The organism is Streptomyces sp. NPDC051315 (assembly GCF_044455165.1).
Classification (GTDB): Bacteria; Actinomycetota; Actinomycetes; order Streptomycetales; family Streptomycetaceae; genus Streptomyces.
Map to the genome: position 1 here is coordinate 173,279 of NZ_JBITEN010000003.1, position 14,773 is coordinate 188,051.

11 protein-coding genes and 1 riboswitch are annotated in these 14,773 nt (G+C 70.1%); of the genes, 4 read left to right on the forward strand and 7 right to left on the reverse strand.

Features of this window, described 5'->3' with window-relative positions:
- Window positions 1-4 precede the first annotated feature (4 nt).
- The 4 genes from cydB to ACIBBD_RS07160 all read right to left on the reverse strand — a co-directional run bounded on the left by cydB (window position 5) and on the right by ACIBBD_RS07160 (window position 4,073).
- Window positions 5-1,009, reverse strand: a complete 1,005-nt coding sequence (gene cydB, locus ACIBBD_RS07145) for a cytochrome d ubiquinol oxidase subunit II (protein ID WP_399418285.1) — start codon at window positions 1,007-1,009, stop codon at window positions 5-7.
- Window positions 1,010-1,029: 20 nt separating this feature from the next.
- On the reverse strand, window positions 1,030-2,535 hold the full coding sequence (locus ACIBBD_RS07150; protein WP_399418286.1) for a cytochrome ubiquinol oxidase subunit I: 1,506 nt from the start codon (window positions 2,533-2,535) through the stop codon (window positions 1,030-1,032).
- 212 nt (window positions 2,536-2,747) lie between these two features.
- Complete coding sequence (hisC, locus tag ACIBBD_RS07155; RefSeq protein ID WP_399418287.1) at window positions 2,748-3,827, reverse strand: histidinol-phosphate transaminase; 1,080 nt, start codon at window positions 3,825-3,827, stop codon at window positions 2,748-2,750.
- 39 nt (window positions 3,828-3,866) lie between these two features.
- On the reverse strand, window positions 3,867-4,073 hold the full coding sequence (locus ACIBBD_RS07160) for a hypothetical protein (RefSeq protein WP_399418288.1): 207 nt from the start codon (window positions 4,071-4,073) through the stop codon (window positions 3,867-3,869).
- Between the two features lie 436 nt (window positions 4,074-4,509).
- Here ACIBBD_RS07160 and ACIBBD_RS07165 point away from each other — a divergent pair, with 436 nt between their 5' ends.
- The 3 genes from ACIBBD_RS07165 (at window position 4,510) to ACIBBD_RS07175 (ending at window position 8,451) form a co-directional block, all read left to right on the forward strand.
- Complete coding sequence (locus ACIBBD_RS07165) at window positions 4,510-5,622, forward strand: LacI family DNA-binding transcriptional regulator (protein ID WP_399418289.1); 1,113 nt, start codon at window positions 4,510-4,512, stop codon at window positions 5,620-5,622.
- A 671-nt stretch (window positions 5,623-6,293) separates the two neighbouring features.
- Window positions 6,294-7,376 (forward strand): metallophosphoesterase, encoded by a 1,083-nt coding sequence (locus ACIBBD_RS07170; RefSeq protein WP_399418290.1) that lies wholly within the window; start codon window positions 6,294-6,296, stop codon window positions 7,374-7,376.
- 193 nt (window positions 7,377-7,569) lie between these two features.
- Complete coding sequence (locus ACIBBD_RS07175; protein WP_399418291.1) at window positions 7,570-8,451, forward strand: hypothetical protein; 882 nt, start codon at window positions 7,570-7,572, stop codon at window positions 8,449-8,451.
- A 195-nt stretch (window positions 8,452-8,646) separates the two neighbouring features.
- Here the strand turns inward: ACIBBD_RS07175 and ACIBBD_RS07180 are convergent, their stop codons facing one another.
- The 3 genes from ACIBBD_RS07180 to ACIBBD_RS07190 all read right to left on the reverse strand — a co-directional run bounded on the left by ACIBBD_RS07180 (window position 8,647) and on the right by ACIBBD_RS07190 (window position 13,173).
- Window positions 8,647-10,137: a VWA domain-containing protein gene (locus ACIBBD_RS07180; protein ID WP_399418292.1), complete on the reverse strand. Its 1,491-nt coding sequence runs from the start codon at window positions 10,135-10,137 to the stop codon at window positions 8,647-8,649.
- A gap of 301 nt (window positions 10,138-10,438) precedes the next feature.
- Entirely contained in the window at window positions 10,439-12,235 is a 1,797-nt protein-coding gene (gene thiC / locus ACIBBD_RS07185) for a phosphomethylpyrimidine synthase ThiC (protein ID WP_399418293.1), read from the reverse strand.
- A riboswitch (TPP riboswitch) is annotated at window positions 12,228-12,417 on the reverse strand. (Overlaps the previous gene by 8 nt.)
- Window positions 12,418-12,909: 492 nt before the next feature.
- Window positions 12,910-13,173: a hypothetical protein gene (locus ACIBBD_RS07190; RefSeq protein WP_399418294.1), complete on the reverse strand. Its 264-nt coding sequence runs from the start codon at window positions 13,171-13,173 to the stop codon at window positions 12,910-12,912.
- A gap of 252 nt (window positions 13,174-13,425) precedes the next feature.
- On the opposite strand from ACIBBD_RS07190, the gene ACIBBD_RS07195 reads away from it, so the two are divergent.
- Window positions 13,426-14,679 (forward strand): YibE/F family protein, encoded by a 1,254-nt coding sequence (locus ACIBBD_RS07195; protein WP_399418295.1) that lies wholly within the window; start codon window positions 13,426-13,428, stop codon window positions 14,677-14,679.
- Window positions 14,680-14,773: the final 94 nt, after the last annotated feature.

Genomic DNA, 14,773 nt, shown 5'->3' on the forward strand with positions numbered 1-14,773 from the left:
GGACTCAGTGCACAGCCTCGGCGATGTGCTGCGTACCGATCCGCTTGCGGAACACCCAGTAGGTCCACCCCTGGTAGAGCATCACGACCGGCGCGGCGATCGCCGCGCACCAGGTCATGATCTTCAGGGTGTACGGGCTCGACGAGGCGTTGGTCACCGTGAGGCTCCACTCCTCGTTGAGCGTCGACGGCATGACATTCGGGAAGAGCGTCAGGAACAGCATCGCCACGGCGGCCACGATGGTGATGCCGGACAGTGCGAACGACCAGCCCTCACGCCCAGCCTGATTCGCCACGAGGGCCGCGACCAGAGCGCCGACCGCCACGACCAGCGCGACCAGGGTCTTGCCGTCACCGCCGTCGACCTGCGTCCACAGCAGGAAGACCAGCGCGAGGACAGCGGTCGCCAGACCGACCTTGAACGCCAGCTTCCGCGCCCGCTCCCGAATGTCGCCGACGGTCTTGAGGGCGGTGAACACCGCACCGTGGAAGGTGAACAGCGTCAGGGTCACCAGACCGCCGAGCAGCGCGTACGGGTTGAGCAGGTCCCCGAGGGTGCCGACGTACTCGAAGTTCCGGTCGATCTTCACGCCCCGCACGATGTTGCCGAAGGCCACGCCCCACAGGAAGGCCGGGAGGAGCGAGGTCCAGAAGATCGCGTGCTCCCAGTTGCGTTGCCAGTTCTCCTCGGGCCGCTTCACCCGGTACTCGAAGGCGACACCGCGAACGATGAGGCAGACCAGGATGAGCAGCAGCGGCAGGTAGAAGCCGGAGAAGAGGGTGGCGTACCACTCGGGGAAGGCGGCGAAGGTCGCACCGCCCGCCGAGAGCAGCCACACCTCGTTTCCGTCCCAGACGGGCCCGATGGTGTTGATGAGCACGCGCCGCTCGGGCCGGTCGCGGGCGAGCAGCTTGGTGAGGACACCGACCCCGAAGTCGAAGCCCTCCAGGAAGAAGTAGCCCGTCCACAGGACGGCGATCAGGACGAACCAGACGTCGTGCAGTTCCATGACTGTGCAGCTCCCTCGGCCTAGTACGAGAAGGCCATCGGCTTGTCGGCGTCACGGGAGTCGCCGCCGATCTTCGTGGGCGGGTTGAGGTCGGCTTCGGTGAGCTCGGGCGGGCCGGCCTTCACGTACTTGACCAGCAGCTTCACCTCGACGACGGCGAGGATGGCGTACAGCACGGTGAAGGTGATCATCGAGGTGAGGATCTCGGCCTGGGAGACGCCGGGGGAGACGGCGTCCCGCGTCTGCATCACGCCGTACACGACCCAGGGCTGGCGGCCCATCTCGGTGAAGATCCAGCCCCACGAGTTGGCGATCAGCGGGAACGCCATGGTCCACAGCGCCGCGAGCCAGTACAGCCGGGTGAGCCTTGCCCCGAGCGGCTTCTTCAGCAACACCAGACGCGGCACCTCGTCCTCCCCCGTCCGCAGGGCGAGCGGCAGGAGGAACTTCTTGCGGGTGAGCCACAGGCCCAGCAGCCCCAGGGAGAGGGAGGCCATACCGAAGCCGATCATCCAGCGGAAGCCCCAGTAGGCGACGGGGACGATGGGCTTGTAGTCACCGGGGCCGAACTTCTGTTGCAGGGCCTCATTGGTGTCGTTGATGCCGGGCACGTACGACTCGAAGTCGCTGTGCGCCAGAAAGGACAGCAGGCCGGGGATCTCCAGGGCGACCTTGTTGTGCCCCTTGTCGACGTCCCCGTACGCGAACACGGAGAAGGGCGCCGGCTCCTCGCCGTCCCACAGGGCCTCGGCCGCGGCCATCTTCATCGGCTGCTGCTCGTACATGACCTTGCCGAGGGTGTCGCCGCTGACCGCGGTGAGCAGGCCGCCGACCGCCAGGGTGACCAGGCCCAGCCGCAGCGAGGTCCGCATCTCCGGGATGTGCTTCTTGCGCATCAGGTGGAAGGCGGCGATGCCCACCATGAACGCGCCACCCGTCAGGAAGGCCGCCGAGAAGCTGTGGAAGACCTGGTTGAGGGCGGTGTTCTGGGTGAGGACCAGCCAGAAGTCGGTGAGTTCGGCGCGCCCCTTGGCCTCGTTGATCCGGTAGCCGACGGGGTGCTGCATCCAGGAGTTGGCCGCGAGGATGAAGTACGCCGACAGCAGGGTGCCGATCGAGACCATCCAGATGCAGGCCAGGTGGATCTTCTTGGGCAGCTTGTCCCAGCCGAAGATCCACAGCCCGATGAAGGTGGACTCGAAGAAGAAGGCGATGAGGGCCTCGAAGGCGAGCGGGGCACCGAAGACGTCACCGACGAAGCGGGAGTAGTCCGACCAGTTCATGCCGAACTGGAACTCCTGCACGATGCCGGTGACCACGCCCATCGCGATGTTGATCAGGAAGAGCTTGCCCCAGAACTTGGTCGCCCTGAGGTACTTCTCCTTCTCCGTGCGCACCCATGCGGTCTGCAGACCGGCCGTGAGCGCGGCCAGGGAGATCGTCAGGGGGACGAACAGAAAGTGGTAGACGGTCGTGATGCCGAACTGCCATCGCGCCAGGGTCTCCGGCGCCAAAGCCAGGTCCACGTCGCCGCTCCTTACCTCACACGCTTGTGAAAGCGTTCACATTCACAAGCAATTATGACGCATACCCGTTCGACACCCGAAGGGCGGGGGGTCCCTAACCGTCATCAGCCCTCCCACCTGCGGTGGAGCGGCGCGTCCAGGGCATGAGAAGGGCGCCTTGGTTCCACGTGAAACCAAGGCGCCCGCAGCGGCCGGCCGGGGACGGTCAGGCTCTACAGCTCCTTCCGGAACCCTTCCGCCACCTTCAGGAAGATGTCGTTGGCCTCCGGCTCCCCGACCGTCACCCGCACGCCCTCGCCCGGGAACGGCCGGATCACCACACCGGCCTGCTCACATGCCGCCGCGAAGGCGACCGTGTGCTCGCCCAGCCGTATCCACACGAAGTTCGCCTGCGTCTCCGGCACCGTCCAGCCCTGCTCCCGCAGCCCGTCGACCACGCGCTTGCGCTCGCAGACCAGTGAGCCGACCCGGCCGAGCAACTCGTCCTCGGCCTGGAGCGAGGCGATCGCCGCCTCCTGCGCGAGCTGGCTCACACCGAACGGCACCGCCGTCTTGCGCAGCGCGGCCGCCACCGGCTCATGGGCGATCGCGAAACCGACCCGCAGCCCGGCGAGACCGTACGCCTTGGAGAAGGTACGCAGCACACAGACGTTCGGCCGCTCCCGGTACAGCTCGACGCCGTCCGGCACCTCGGGGTCGCGGATGAACTCCCGATAGGCCTCGTCGAGCACGACCAGCACATCAGCGGGCACCCGATCCAAAAACCGCTCCAGCTCGGCCCGCTTGACGACGGTTCCCGTGGGGTTGTTGGGGTTGCAGACGAAGATCAGCCGGGTCCGCTCGGTGATCGCGTCGGCCATCGCGTCCAGGTCGTGCACATCCCCCGCCGTCAGCGGCACCTGCACCGAGGTCGCGCCGCTGATCTGCGTGATGATCGGGTACGCCTCGAAGGACCGCCAGGCGTAGATCACCTCGTCGCCGGGTCCCGCCGTCGACTGGATCAGCTGCTGGGCGACGCCGACCGAGCCGGTGCCGGTGGCGAGGTGGGAGACGGGCACGCCGAAGCGCTCGGACAGCTCGTCCAGCAGACCCGAGCACGCCATGTCCGGGTACCGGTTGAAGGACGCGGCGACGGCCGTGACCCGCTCCAGCACGCCCGGCAACGGCGGATACGGGTTCTCGTTGGAGGACAGCTTGTAGGCCACGGGACCACCGGTCGCGGCCGGCTTCCCCGGCTTGTAGGTGGGGATCCCCTCCAGCTCGGCGCGCAGCTTGGGGCTCGTCTCGCTCACCGCAGTCCTCCTCGTGACCACCACCGGCTTCAATACTGCTCACCTTATGAGGATTCGGGCCTGGTGCGAACAGCTGAGGACGACCAGCCTGGCCACGGCTCCGGGCACCCCTCGCCTCCCGGCCCGGGCGTCGACGCCGCCCGCCTGGCCACCGGACACCGCGCCGACGTCGTACGCCTGCCGCCGGGCCACCTCGCCGACGCCGTACAGCTCCGCCGCCCTGCTCCTGCCACCGGGCCATGCCACCGACGTCGTACACCTGCCGCCCGGCCACCGTGTCGACGTCGTCCGATCATCGTGCGGACGTCATCCGCCCGCCGTGGGGACGTCGTCCGGCCGCTCGTGCCGACGCCGTCCGGCCGCCGTCCGGCCGCCGTACGGGCCGCATCGGCGGCATCACCGCACGAAGGCGTACGAAACGGGGGCGCGCCATACATATATCTACGCGCCGGTAGCTCACTCCGTGGCGCGCATCCCTCGTGCAGGTGAGTTGAGACCTCTTCGAAACATCGGTGCGTTGGCAGGCTCATCCGTGCCCACACACCACGTCCTGGCATGGAACCTCGCAACTGGCTTCGTTTCCAAGGCATTTGACCCCTGGCGACCGTGCAGAAACGTGCCTGTCAACGCGTGCATATGCGTCCGCCCTACCCCACCGAATGAGCCCTACTATCGGCTCGCCATGACAGCAGCAGGGAAGCACCAGGTGAGCCGCGCGGAAACCTCACGCCGAGGCAGCCGGCCGGGCCGAGCGGGCATCAGGGACGTGGCCGCCGCCGCCGGAGTCTCCATCACGACCGTCTCCGACGCCCTCAACGGCAAGGGCAGGCTCCCCGATGCCACCCGACGCCATGTCCGAGAGGTCGCCGACCGACTGGGCTATCGCCCCTCGGCCGCGGCCAGAACACTCCGCACCGGCAAGTCGGGCCTCATCGGCCTGACCGTGACGACGTACGGGGATGAACCTTTCACCTTCACCGAGTTCGCGTACTTCGCCGAGATGGCGCGCGCCGCGACCTCCGCGGCCCTCGCCCGCGGCTACGCCCTCGTCATCCTCCCCGCGACCTCACGCCACGACGTGTGGTCGAACGTCGCCCTGGACGGCACGGTCGTCATCGACCCCTCCGACCAGGACCCAGTGGTCAGCGAGCTCGTCCGGCAGGGCTTACCGGTCGTCTCCGACGGCCGCCCGGCCGGTCCGCTCCCCGTCACCGCCTGGGTCGACAACGACCACGAGGCCGCCGTCCTCGACATCCTCGACCACCTCGCCGACGCCGGCGCCCGCCGCATCGGCCTGCTCACCGGCACCAGCACCGACACGTACACCCACCTGTCCACCAGCGCGTACTTGCACTGGTGCGAACGGGTCGGGCAGGCCCCGGTCTACGAGGCCTACCCCGCCCACGACCCGTGCGCGGGCGCCGTCGCCGCCGACCGGCTGCTGGCCCGCCCCGACCGCCCCGACGCCGTCTACGGGCTGTTCGACCCCAACGGCACGGACCTGCTCGCCGCCGCCCGCCGCTACGGCCTGCGCGTCCCGGAGGACCTGCTGCTGGTGTGCTGCAGCGAGTCCACCGTGTACGCCAACACCGAACCCCCCATCACCACCCTCTCCCTGAAGCCGCGCCGCATCGGCACGGCGGTGGTCCAGCTGCTCATCGACGCCATCGAGGGCGTCGAGTCGGACCAGCCCGTCGAGCAGGTGATACCGACCGAACTGATCGTGCGTACCTCGTCCCAGCGACGTCCGCAGCGCACGACGGTGAGTGCTCCTCGGGCCCCCGAGGAGACATAGCGGCGGACCGTACGTGCCCCCGAGGCACGCGGCCCGGGGGCCCGGTCCTCACCGGCGCCGAGTGGGGCGTACGGGTGCGGTGCAGGGGCGCGCTCCGGGGTGAGTGCCTCCTGAGGGAGACGCGCCGTCTGCCGACATCGCCGACCGCCCCGGGCGCCGGGCGGCCGCGTGGTCGGGGTCGGCCTACGGCAGGCCGCCGCTCCGGCCCCGGTGGAAGCCTGGACGGAGTCGGGCTGGGGAGGCTGTGAGGTCCACGGAGAGGTGTCCCGCCGCCTCCCGCCGACGGCGTTCGCCGGAAGGACCACGCGGATGCCGTACCGGTGGCGGATGCCGTGCCGGTGGCGGCACCAGTGGCGCGTGCCGGCCGTACCGGTGGCGGCTCGCGGCCCCTCGGGACGGAGACCCACGCCCTCCCCCCTGGTTCCGGTGCGTGACGGGTGGCGTGCGGGGCGCGAAGGTGTGGCACGGTGTGCTCGGGTGAATTCGGAGACTGCCGAAGCCAGTCCAATCGGGGCGAAAGCCGCGGTGAACCCGCGGCTTGCTCTGATTCAGCACCCCTGGGTCATCACACGGCACGATTCGCATTCCTATGATGGGCCCACGGCACCGCGGGCCGTCGCGACCAGGCAGTCCGAAGCGGTGCAGATGCGGCGCGATGGTGGAGGGGTCTGATGACTCAGGGGGCCGGTCAGGGACCCGAGGTGGAGCGTACGGCGACGGTGCGCGATTTCCGGGTGCCTGCATACGTCCACGAGACCGGTCCGTACGCTCACGGCGCGCATCCCGGGAACGCGGCTCCGCCCCTCGAGGATCCGCTGGAGCACCCCGAGGGCTACACGCCCACCCAGCGCGACCTGCCGGTGATCAACCGGGGCGACACGCTCCAGGTGACCGTCGAGCCCGCGGCCGCCCAGGCACCGCAGCCCGCGGCCGGCCCGGGTCCGCTGTTCGTCGTCGGCGACGTGCACGGCTACCTCGACGAACTGATCTCCGCGCTGCAGGACAAGGGCCTCATCGACACGGCCGGCCACTGGTGCGCGGGCACCGCCCGGCTGTGGTTCCTCGGCGACTTCACCGACCGGGGCCCCGACGGCATCGGCGTCATCGATCTCGTGATGCGGCTGTCCGCCGAGGCCGCCGCGGCAGGCGGCTACTGCAAGGCGCTCATGGGCAACCACGAGCTGCTCCTGCTCGGCGCCAAGCGCTTCGGCGACACCCCCGTCAACTCCGGGGCCGGCACCGCCACCTTCCAGGCGGCCTGGCTGCTCAACGGCGGCCAGAAGTCCGACATGGACCGCCTCCAGGACCACCACCTGCAGTGGATGGCCCGTCTCGACGCCGTCGAGGAGGTCGACGGCCATCTCCTCGTCCACTCCGACACCACCGCCTACCTCGACTACGGCGACTCGATCGAGGCGGTCAACGACACCATCCGCGAGACGCTCACCCGCAACGACGCGGACGAAGTGTGGGACCTGTTCCGCAAGTTCACCAAGCGCTTCTCCTTCCGCGACGAGGGCGGCGCCGACGCCGTCCGCTCGCTGCTGGATACGTACGGCGGCACCCGCATCGTTCACGGCCACAGCCCGATCCCGTACCTGCTGGGCGAGGTCGGGTCCGAGGACGGCGAGGACACGGCCGGTCCCGTGGTCGAGGGACCGCACGTCTACGCCGACGGACTGGCCATCGCGATGGACGGTGGCGTGACGATGGCCGGAAAGCTGCTGGTCCAGCAACTGCCGCTGGCTGTCTGACCGTTCACGCGTCCGGTGTCGACCGAACCGGACGCGTCCGCCGACGCCGCAGGCCAGGGGCCAATTTCAGCAAACCCCCTGTTACCTCATGCCGTCGCCGCTCTACCATCGCTCTATCCGTAGCAGGCTCCCCTCCGTTTCTGCCCGACGGCTCGTTGGCATGCGAGCCCCAAGCCCTACGGAGCATCGGGGGATGCACATGAACAGCGTTCCGCGGCACCTGCACAGCGAGGACCGCCAGGAGTACGAGCGGGTCCTCGACGAGGCGCTGCGCTCCGCACCACACCACCCGGAACTGACCGCTGTCGGTCAGCGGCTCAATGTCGAACAGCTGCGCACCATGGCGCTCAACGCCACCGCACTCATCACGGCGGCCGCGGCGACCGAGTACCAGCACTATGTGAAGGTTCGCGAGGAACTGCGCAACCCGGCGCCGTCCACCCCTTCGTCGCCCCCGCACGAGTCCGGCTCCGGTGAGCCGGGTGTGGGCGGGATGGGGCTCGCCACCACCATGGGGGACGCGGCCCAGGTCGCCGAGACCGGAGCGGGCGCCGTCGCCGTCGCCGCCGTCCTCACCCCCGTACTCGCCGGAACCGCCGCGGTGATCTTCCTGCTCGTCGGATACGTCCTCCGGATGCTCGACCCCGAGCAGTCGTTCGCCCAGGCCATGGTGACCACCGGATGGGCGTTCGGGGGCATCGCCGCGGCCTCGATCCTCGTCGCCACCGTCGGACTCCTGCTCACCGCCCTGCGCAACCGGCCCTCCCTGGAGGCCGGACCGTACGCCGAACTGAGCGAGGAGGTGGCCCGAGCCAAGGAAGCCTGGCGGAAAGCCCTGCTGGAACGGGGCATCCTGCCGTTTCTGCGCGAGGCCCTCGCCGACCCCGGCGCGGCCGCCGCACTGCACTCCGAACCGGCCCCACCGGCGCCCAGCGGCCGTCTGCCGAAGATCGGCTACGACCGTCCGGGATTCAGCAGCCCCGACGACGGACGCTCGGCCGGTTCGCGTCCCAGCTTCAGCAGCCCGGACTACACCAGCCCGGACTTCGGAGGCCCGGAACACCAGCCGGAATAGGCCTTCGGCTTGCGCCCCCGCCGCAGGGGAGCGCAAGCCGGACGCCCGGCCGGCCCGGATCGGGGGAGTCACCCGACCGTGCGGCGGGACCGCCGCGCCCCGGTCGTGGCGAGCGCCCGTCCCGACGGCCGGCCCGTCACGCGCCGCCGGCCCGTCGCCGTCGGCGCCGCCCGCGCGCAGGCAGCATCGGCGAGGTCAGAGGATGCCCGCCCGGCCCGCCGCCGTGACCCAGGACGGGAACTCGGACAGGAGTCGGTCGTACAACTCCTGGTCCGGGACGGTGCTGATGTCGTCCACGGCGAAGAAGCCGACGTTGTCCACGCGGCGCCCCGGAAGGGTGTCGAAGCGTTCCAGCACCCCGTAGTTGGACCGGCCGAGGCCCACGAACTGCCAGAAGATCGGCTCCTCCACCGCGGCACGCAGTTCCCGTTCGATCGCGGCGTCCCGGTAGACACCGCCGTCGGAGAAGAACAGCACCAGGGTCGGAGCGGCCGCCGGATTCTCCCGTACGTACTCTCTGACCTGGGCGATCGCCTTCTGCTCCTCGTTCTGGATGCCGACCGTCCGCATGTCGACCTGCCCCGGCTCCAGACCCTTCCTCGGCTTCTTGCCCCGGCGGAAGAGGCTGATCTCTCCCACCCGTACATGCAGCCGCAGCCACTCGGGGAGCTCCCCCAGACGCAGGTCGGGAAGGCGGGCCGCGTGGGAGGCGAACGTCCAGGCCTGCATCTCGCCGTCGTCGTCGAGCTGGGCCGCCACGGCCGCCATGCGCTCCACGACGTCCGCCACCACGCCCCGGGAGTAGAGGAAGGCCATGGAACCGGAGGCGTCCAGGACGAGGATCACCCTTGCTCTCACCCCCGCCGCTCCCCGTTTGCTCAGACTGACGGCCACCTGCTCCTTGCGCAGGGACAGCCGCTTGCGCATGTCGACGGGGAGCCGCTCCTCACCCTTGGTCAGGCGAGGGGCGGAAGGGGGCTGGGCGGAAGGCGCAGGGGAAGGGGTCTGGGCGGGAGGGGCCGGCCGGACGGGGGGTGTGGGGGGAGGCGGTGCCTGGGCGATGGGGGGTGTCGTCGGCGAGGCGGTCGTTGTGGGAAAGGCGGTCGTCGAGGACGAGGGGACCGGCGACGCCGGGGAGACGGTTGCTGACGGATCGTCATCGATGGTGATCCCGAAGTCGGTGGCCAGTCCCGCCAGCCCGGAGGCATACCCCTGCCCTACCGCACGGAACTTCCACCTCCCCTCGCGCAGGTACAACTCGCCGCCGATGAACGCCGTTTCCATCTCCCCCTGCATCTCGAAGCGCGCGAGCTCGGCCAGGCTCCCGGCGTCGAGCAGCCTCAATGTCAGGCCGCTGACCTGCCCGAAGGTGCCCCCGTCCGCCGACGCGCACAGCTCCACGCGCGTGACGGCACTCTCCAGCGCACGCAGGTCGACCTCCACCGCGTCCGTCGTGACACCGGCGTCGCTGCGCTTCCCCAGGTGGGTCACGGCATCGGAGGCATGCCGCGGCTGGTTGTAGAAGACGAAGTCCCGGTCGTCCCGCACCCTCCCGGCCGCGGTCAGCAGCAGTGCCGACGCGTCGACATCCGGCCCACCGGCCCTCTCGGTCCAGCTGATCTCGACGCGCACGGCCGACGCGTCGACCGGCAGATTGGCGCCCTTGCTCATGGATCGCGCTGTCATGGAGCCAGTCTGCCGACCCACGCCCGCCGAGCAACCGTCTTGGCATGACCGGGCACGGCCACACCGCGGTCAGGGGAGACCCGCATCCCCCGTGCCGGCGGCACTGTCAGGAGCGGCCCCCTGTGCTCCGACGCCGGGGTTCGGCCGCCGTGGGCACAGGGGTGGTGCTCGCCGGGGCTCACCTCACCGGCGAGCACCCCACTTGAATTGAGGCGAGGGCGGGCCCGCCGCGGTGGGCCCGCCGCGGCGGTGTGAGCCGACGCGGGCGGGCACGGGCCGGCGGGGCCGCGGCAGGTGGAGGTCAGTCCGCCAGCGGCAGATACACCCTGTTGCCCGCCGCCGCGAACTCCTTCGACTTCTGGGCCATCCCCTCCTCGATCTCCGTGCGCGTCCCACCGTGTTCGCGGCGGATGTCCTGGGAGATCTTCATCGAACAGAACTTCGGCCCGCACATAGAGCAGAAGTGAGCGGTCTTGGCCGGCTCCGCCGGCAGGGTCTCGTCGTGGAACTCGCGGGCCGTGTCCGGGTCGAGGGCCAGGTTGAACTGATCCTCCCAGCGGAACTCGAAACGGGCGTCGGACAGCGCGTCGTCCCATTCCTGCACACCGGGATGCCCCTTGGCGAGGTCGGCTGCGTGGGCGGCGATCTTGTAGGTGATGACGCCGGTCTTGACGTCGTCACGGTTGGGCAGGCCCAAGTGTTCCTTGGGCGTGACGTAGCAGAGCATGGCCGTGCCCCACCAGGCGATCATCGCGGCACCGATGCCGGAGGTGATGTGGTCGTACGCCGGCGCGACGTCCGTCGTCAGTGGGCCGAGCGTATAGAACGGAGCTTCATCGCAGATCTCCTGCTGAAGGTCGATGTTCTCCTTGATCTTGTGCATCGGGACATGTCCCGGGCCCTCGATCATCGTCTGAACATGGAAACGCTTCGCGATCCGGTTGAGTTCCCCGAGCGTGCGCAACTCCGCGAACTGCGCCTCGTCGTTGGCGTCCGCGATCGAGCCGGGCCGCAGGCCGTCGCCGAGCGAGTACGTGACGTCGTAGGCGGCGAGGATCTCGCAGAGCTCCTCGAAGTTCTCGTAGAGGAACGACTCCTTGTGGTGGGCCAGGCACCACGCCGCCATGATCGAGCCGCCGCGCGAGACGATGCCGGTCTTGCGGTTCGCCGTGAGCGGGACGTACGGCAGGCGCACGCCAGCGTGGACCGTCATGTAGTCCACGCCCTGCTCGGCCTGCTCGATGACCGTGTCCTTGTAGATCTCCCAGGTCAGCTCCTCGGCCTTGCCGTCGACCTTCTCCAACGCCTGGTAGAGCGGCACCGTGCCGATGGGGACGGGAGAGTTGCGCAGGACCCATTCGCGCGTGGTGTGGATATTGCGGCCGGTGGACAGGTCCATGACCGTGTCGGCGCCCCAACGGGTCGCCCAGGTCATCTTCTCGACCTCCTCCTCGATCGAGGAGGTCACGGCGGAGTTGCCGATGTTGGCGTTGACCTTCACCAGGAACCGCTTGCCAATGATCATCGGCTCGATCTCCGGGTGGTTGACGTTCGCGGGCAGGACCGCCCGGCCCGCCGCGATCTCCTCACGGACCACCTCGGGTGCCACGTTCTCCCGGATGGCCACGTACTCCATCTCGGGGGTGATCTCTCCTCGGCGTGCGTACGCGAGCTGCGTGACCGCCTTGCCGTCGCGACTCCGGCGCGGCAGCCGGGGACGCCCCGGGAAGACCGCGTCGAGGTTGCGCAGCCCACCGCGCGGCGAGGTGTGCTTGATGCCGTCGTCCTCAGGACGGACGGGGCGGCCCGCGTACTCCTCCGTGTCGCCGCGGGCGATGATCCAGTTCTCCCGCAGTGGCGGTAGGCCCCTGCGGACGTCGGTTTCCACGAGCGGATCGGTGTATGGGCCGGAGGTGTCGTACAGCGTGACCGACTGCCCGTTGGTGAGGTGCACCTGACGGACCGGCACCCGCAGGTCGGGGCGCGGGCCCTCGACGTACGCCTTGTGCCAGCCGATGGACTTCCCGGCCTCCCCGTTGGCGGAGATCTCGGCGGAGATCTGCGTGGAGGCAGGCGTGCGTGCGTCCTTGTTGGTCATGAGACCTACTCCCTACGCCGGCATTACCCGGTAACAGGTTCAGCGGTCGACGCAGCGGCTACCGTCTGCCGGCGTTTCATGTGAAACATCACTCGATACCGATGACGTTCCACGTGAAACATCGCAAAGACGGAGGTCAGCGCCCTCTCAGCCCGGTGCTCCGAGCTCCCGCGTGTGCAAAGGTTGACCCCACGCTAGCGGCAATTCGGGCGCGGTGAACAGAGGGCCCCCCTCGTTCTTGCGATGATCGGTCGGTGACCACGACACACCATCCCCCGTTCCCACCGCCCGAGCCGCCCCGCGGAACGGGTGCCGGACGCGGCCAGGGTCCCGGCTCCGGCCGTGACCATGGCCCGGGTGCCGGACGCGGTGCCGATGCCGGATCCGGTCCTGGTGCCGGGTCCGGTCCTGGCGCTGGTGGTCGGCCCGGGTCCGGTGCCGGTGATCAGTCGGCTCCCGGTGCCGGTGGCCAGTCCGGTCCTGGTGCCGGTGGTCGGCCCCGTCCTGGCGACGGCCGCGATTTCAGCAGCGGGCAGGCCCAGGGTCCCGGATGCGGCGGCGGTCGTCCTGACTTCGGTGGCGTGCAGAGGCCTGGTGGCGCGCAGAGGCCTGCTGGCGCTCAGGCGCCGGGAGGTGGCTACGGCGGGCCCGGTTTCGGTGGCGGTGAGCACGGCTCACGCGGCGCCGGGCTCGGGCACGGTGGTGGCGAGCAGGGCTCCCGTACCTCCGGGCCGGGTCCTGGCGCCGGCGAGCGCGGTCCGGGTGGAGCCGGTCCCGGTGGCGTCGCTCCCCGTGGCGCCGGTCCCGGCGGAGGCGGTCCCGGCGGAGGCGGTCCCGGCGGAGGCGGTCCCGGCGGGAGCGGCCCCCGTGGCGGGTATGAGGGTGGTCACGGCCATGGTCACGGTCACGGCCCTGACGACGGGCACAATGGCGGGCACGGCCCCGGTTCCGGGGGCGGTTACGGCCAGGGTTCCGGTGGCGGCCCCGGTTTCGGTGGCGGCTACGGCCAAGGTTCCGGTGGCGGGCAGGGCCCGGACTCCGGTGGCGGCTACGGCCCGGGGCACGGTGGCGGCCACGGCCCCGGTTCCGGTGGCGGCCACGGGCACGCGCACAGCCACGGTCACGGTCCGGCCGCCCCCGTCTCCCAGCACCTGCGCAAGGTCATCGCGGCGATCCTCATCCCCTTCGCCGTGGCCGTGCTGACCGGACTGGTCGTGCTGTGGCCCGGCGGTGCTCCGCCGCACGAGCGCACGGGCGTCGGCTTCGACCGGCAGACCCAGCAGGCGACGGTCACCAAGGTCGTGAGCGTGAGCTGCTCGTCGGTGAACGCCTCCGGCGGCACCCCGACCGGCGACACCTCCACGGCCGAGGGCTCCTCCGCCCAGCAGCAGGCGAACGGCACCTGCAAGCAGGCCACGATCCGGGTGGACAGCGGCAAGGACAAGGGCCGTACCTTCACGGAGATCGTGCAGCCCGACCAGTCACGGCAGCTGGAAGAGGGTCAGGAGGTCGTGGTCGCCTACGAGCCCTCCGCGCCGAGGGACCTGCAGTACTCGGTCACCGACGTGAACCGCCGCCTCCCCCTGGGACTGCTGGCCGCCATCTTCGCCGTCGCCGTCGTGGTCGTCGGGCGACTGCGGGGCGTCATGGCTCTGGTCGCGCTGACCATCAGCTTCCTGATCCTCAACTTCTTCATCCTGCCCGCGATCCTGCAGGGGTCGAACCCGCTGGTCGTGGCCGTGGTGGGCGCCAGTGCCATCATGCTGATCGCGCTCTACCTGTGTCACGGCCTCTCGGCCCGCACCTCGGTCGCGGTACTCGGGACGCTCATCTCGCTGTTGCTGATCGGCGTCCTCGGCTCGTGGTTCAACGACTGGGCCGCGCTGACCGGCAACACGGACGACAACACCGGTCTCATCCACGGCCTGTATCCGTCGATCGACATGAGCGGTCTGCTGCTCGCCGGCATCATCATCGGCTCGCTCGGTGTTCTCGACGACGTGACGGTCACCCAGACGTCGGCGGTCTGGGAGCTGCACGAGGCCAACCCGTCGATGGGCTGGCGCGGGCTGTACCGGGCCGGCATCCGGATCGGCCGGGACCACATCGCCTCCGTGGTCAACACGCTGGTCCTCGCCTACGCCGGCGCGGCACTGCCGCTGCTGTTGCTCTTCTCGATCGCCCAGAGCAGCGTCGGCACGGTCGCCAACAGCGAGCTGGTCGCCCAGGAGATCGTGCGCACGCTGGTGGGCTCGATCGGTCTGGTCGCGTCGGTGCCGGTGACCACGGCCCTGGCGGCCCTGGTGGTCTCGGCCGACCGACCGCAGCCCGGTACGGCAACCGGTACGGCCCCGGACGCGGCGCCGGGGACAGCGCCGGCCGGTGCGGGCGGCCCGGTGCCCCAGGCAGCCCGGGGCGGTCGCGGCAGGCGGCGCAAGCGCTGACGCGGTGGGCGTGCGAGCCGGTACCGACGGCCGGTCCGCACGTCCGTCGCTTCCCATTCCCGGGCCACGGGTAAGGAGAAGCGTTCCTGCACCT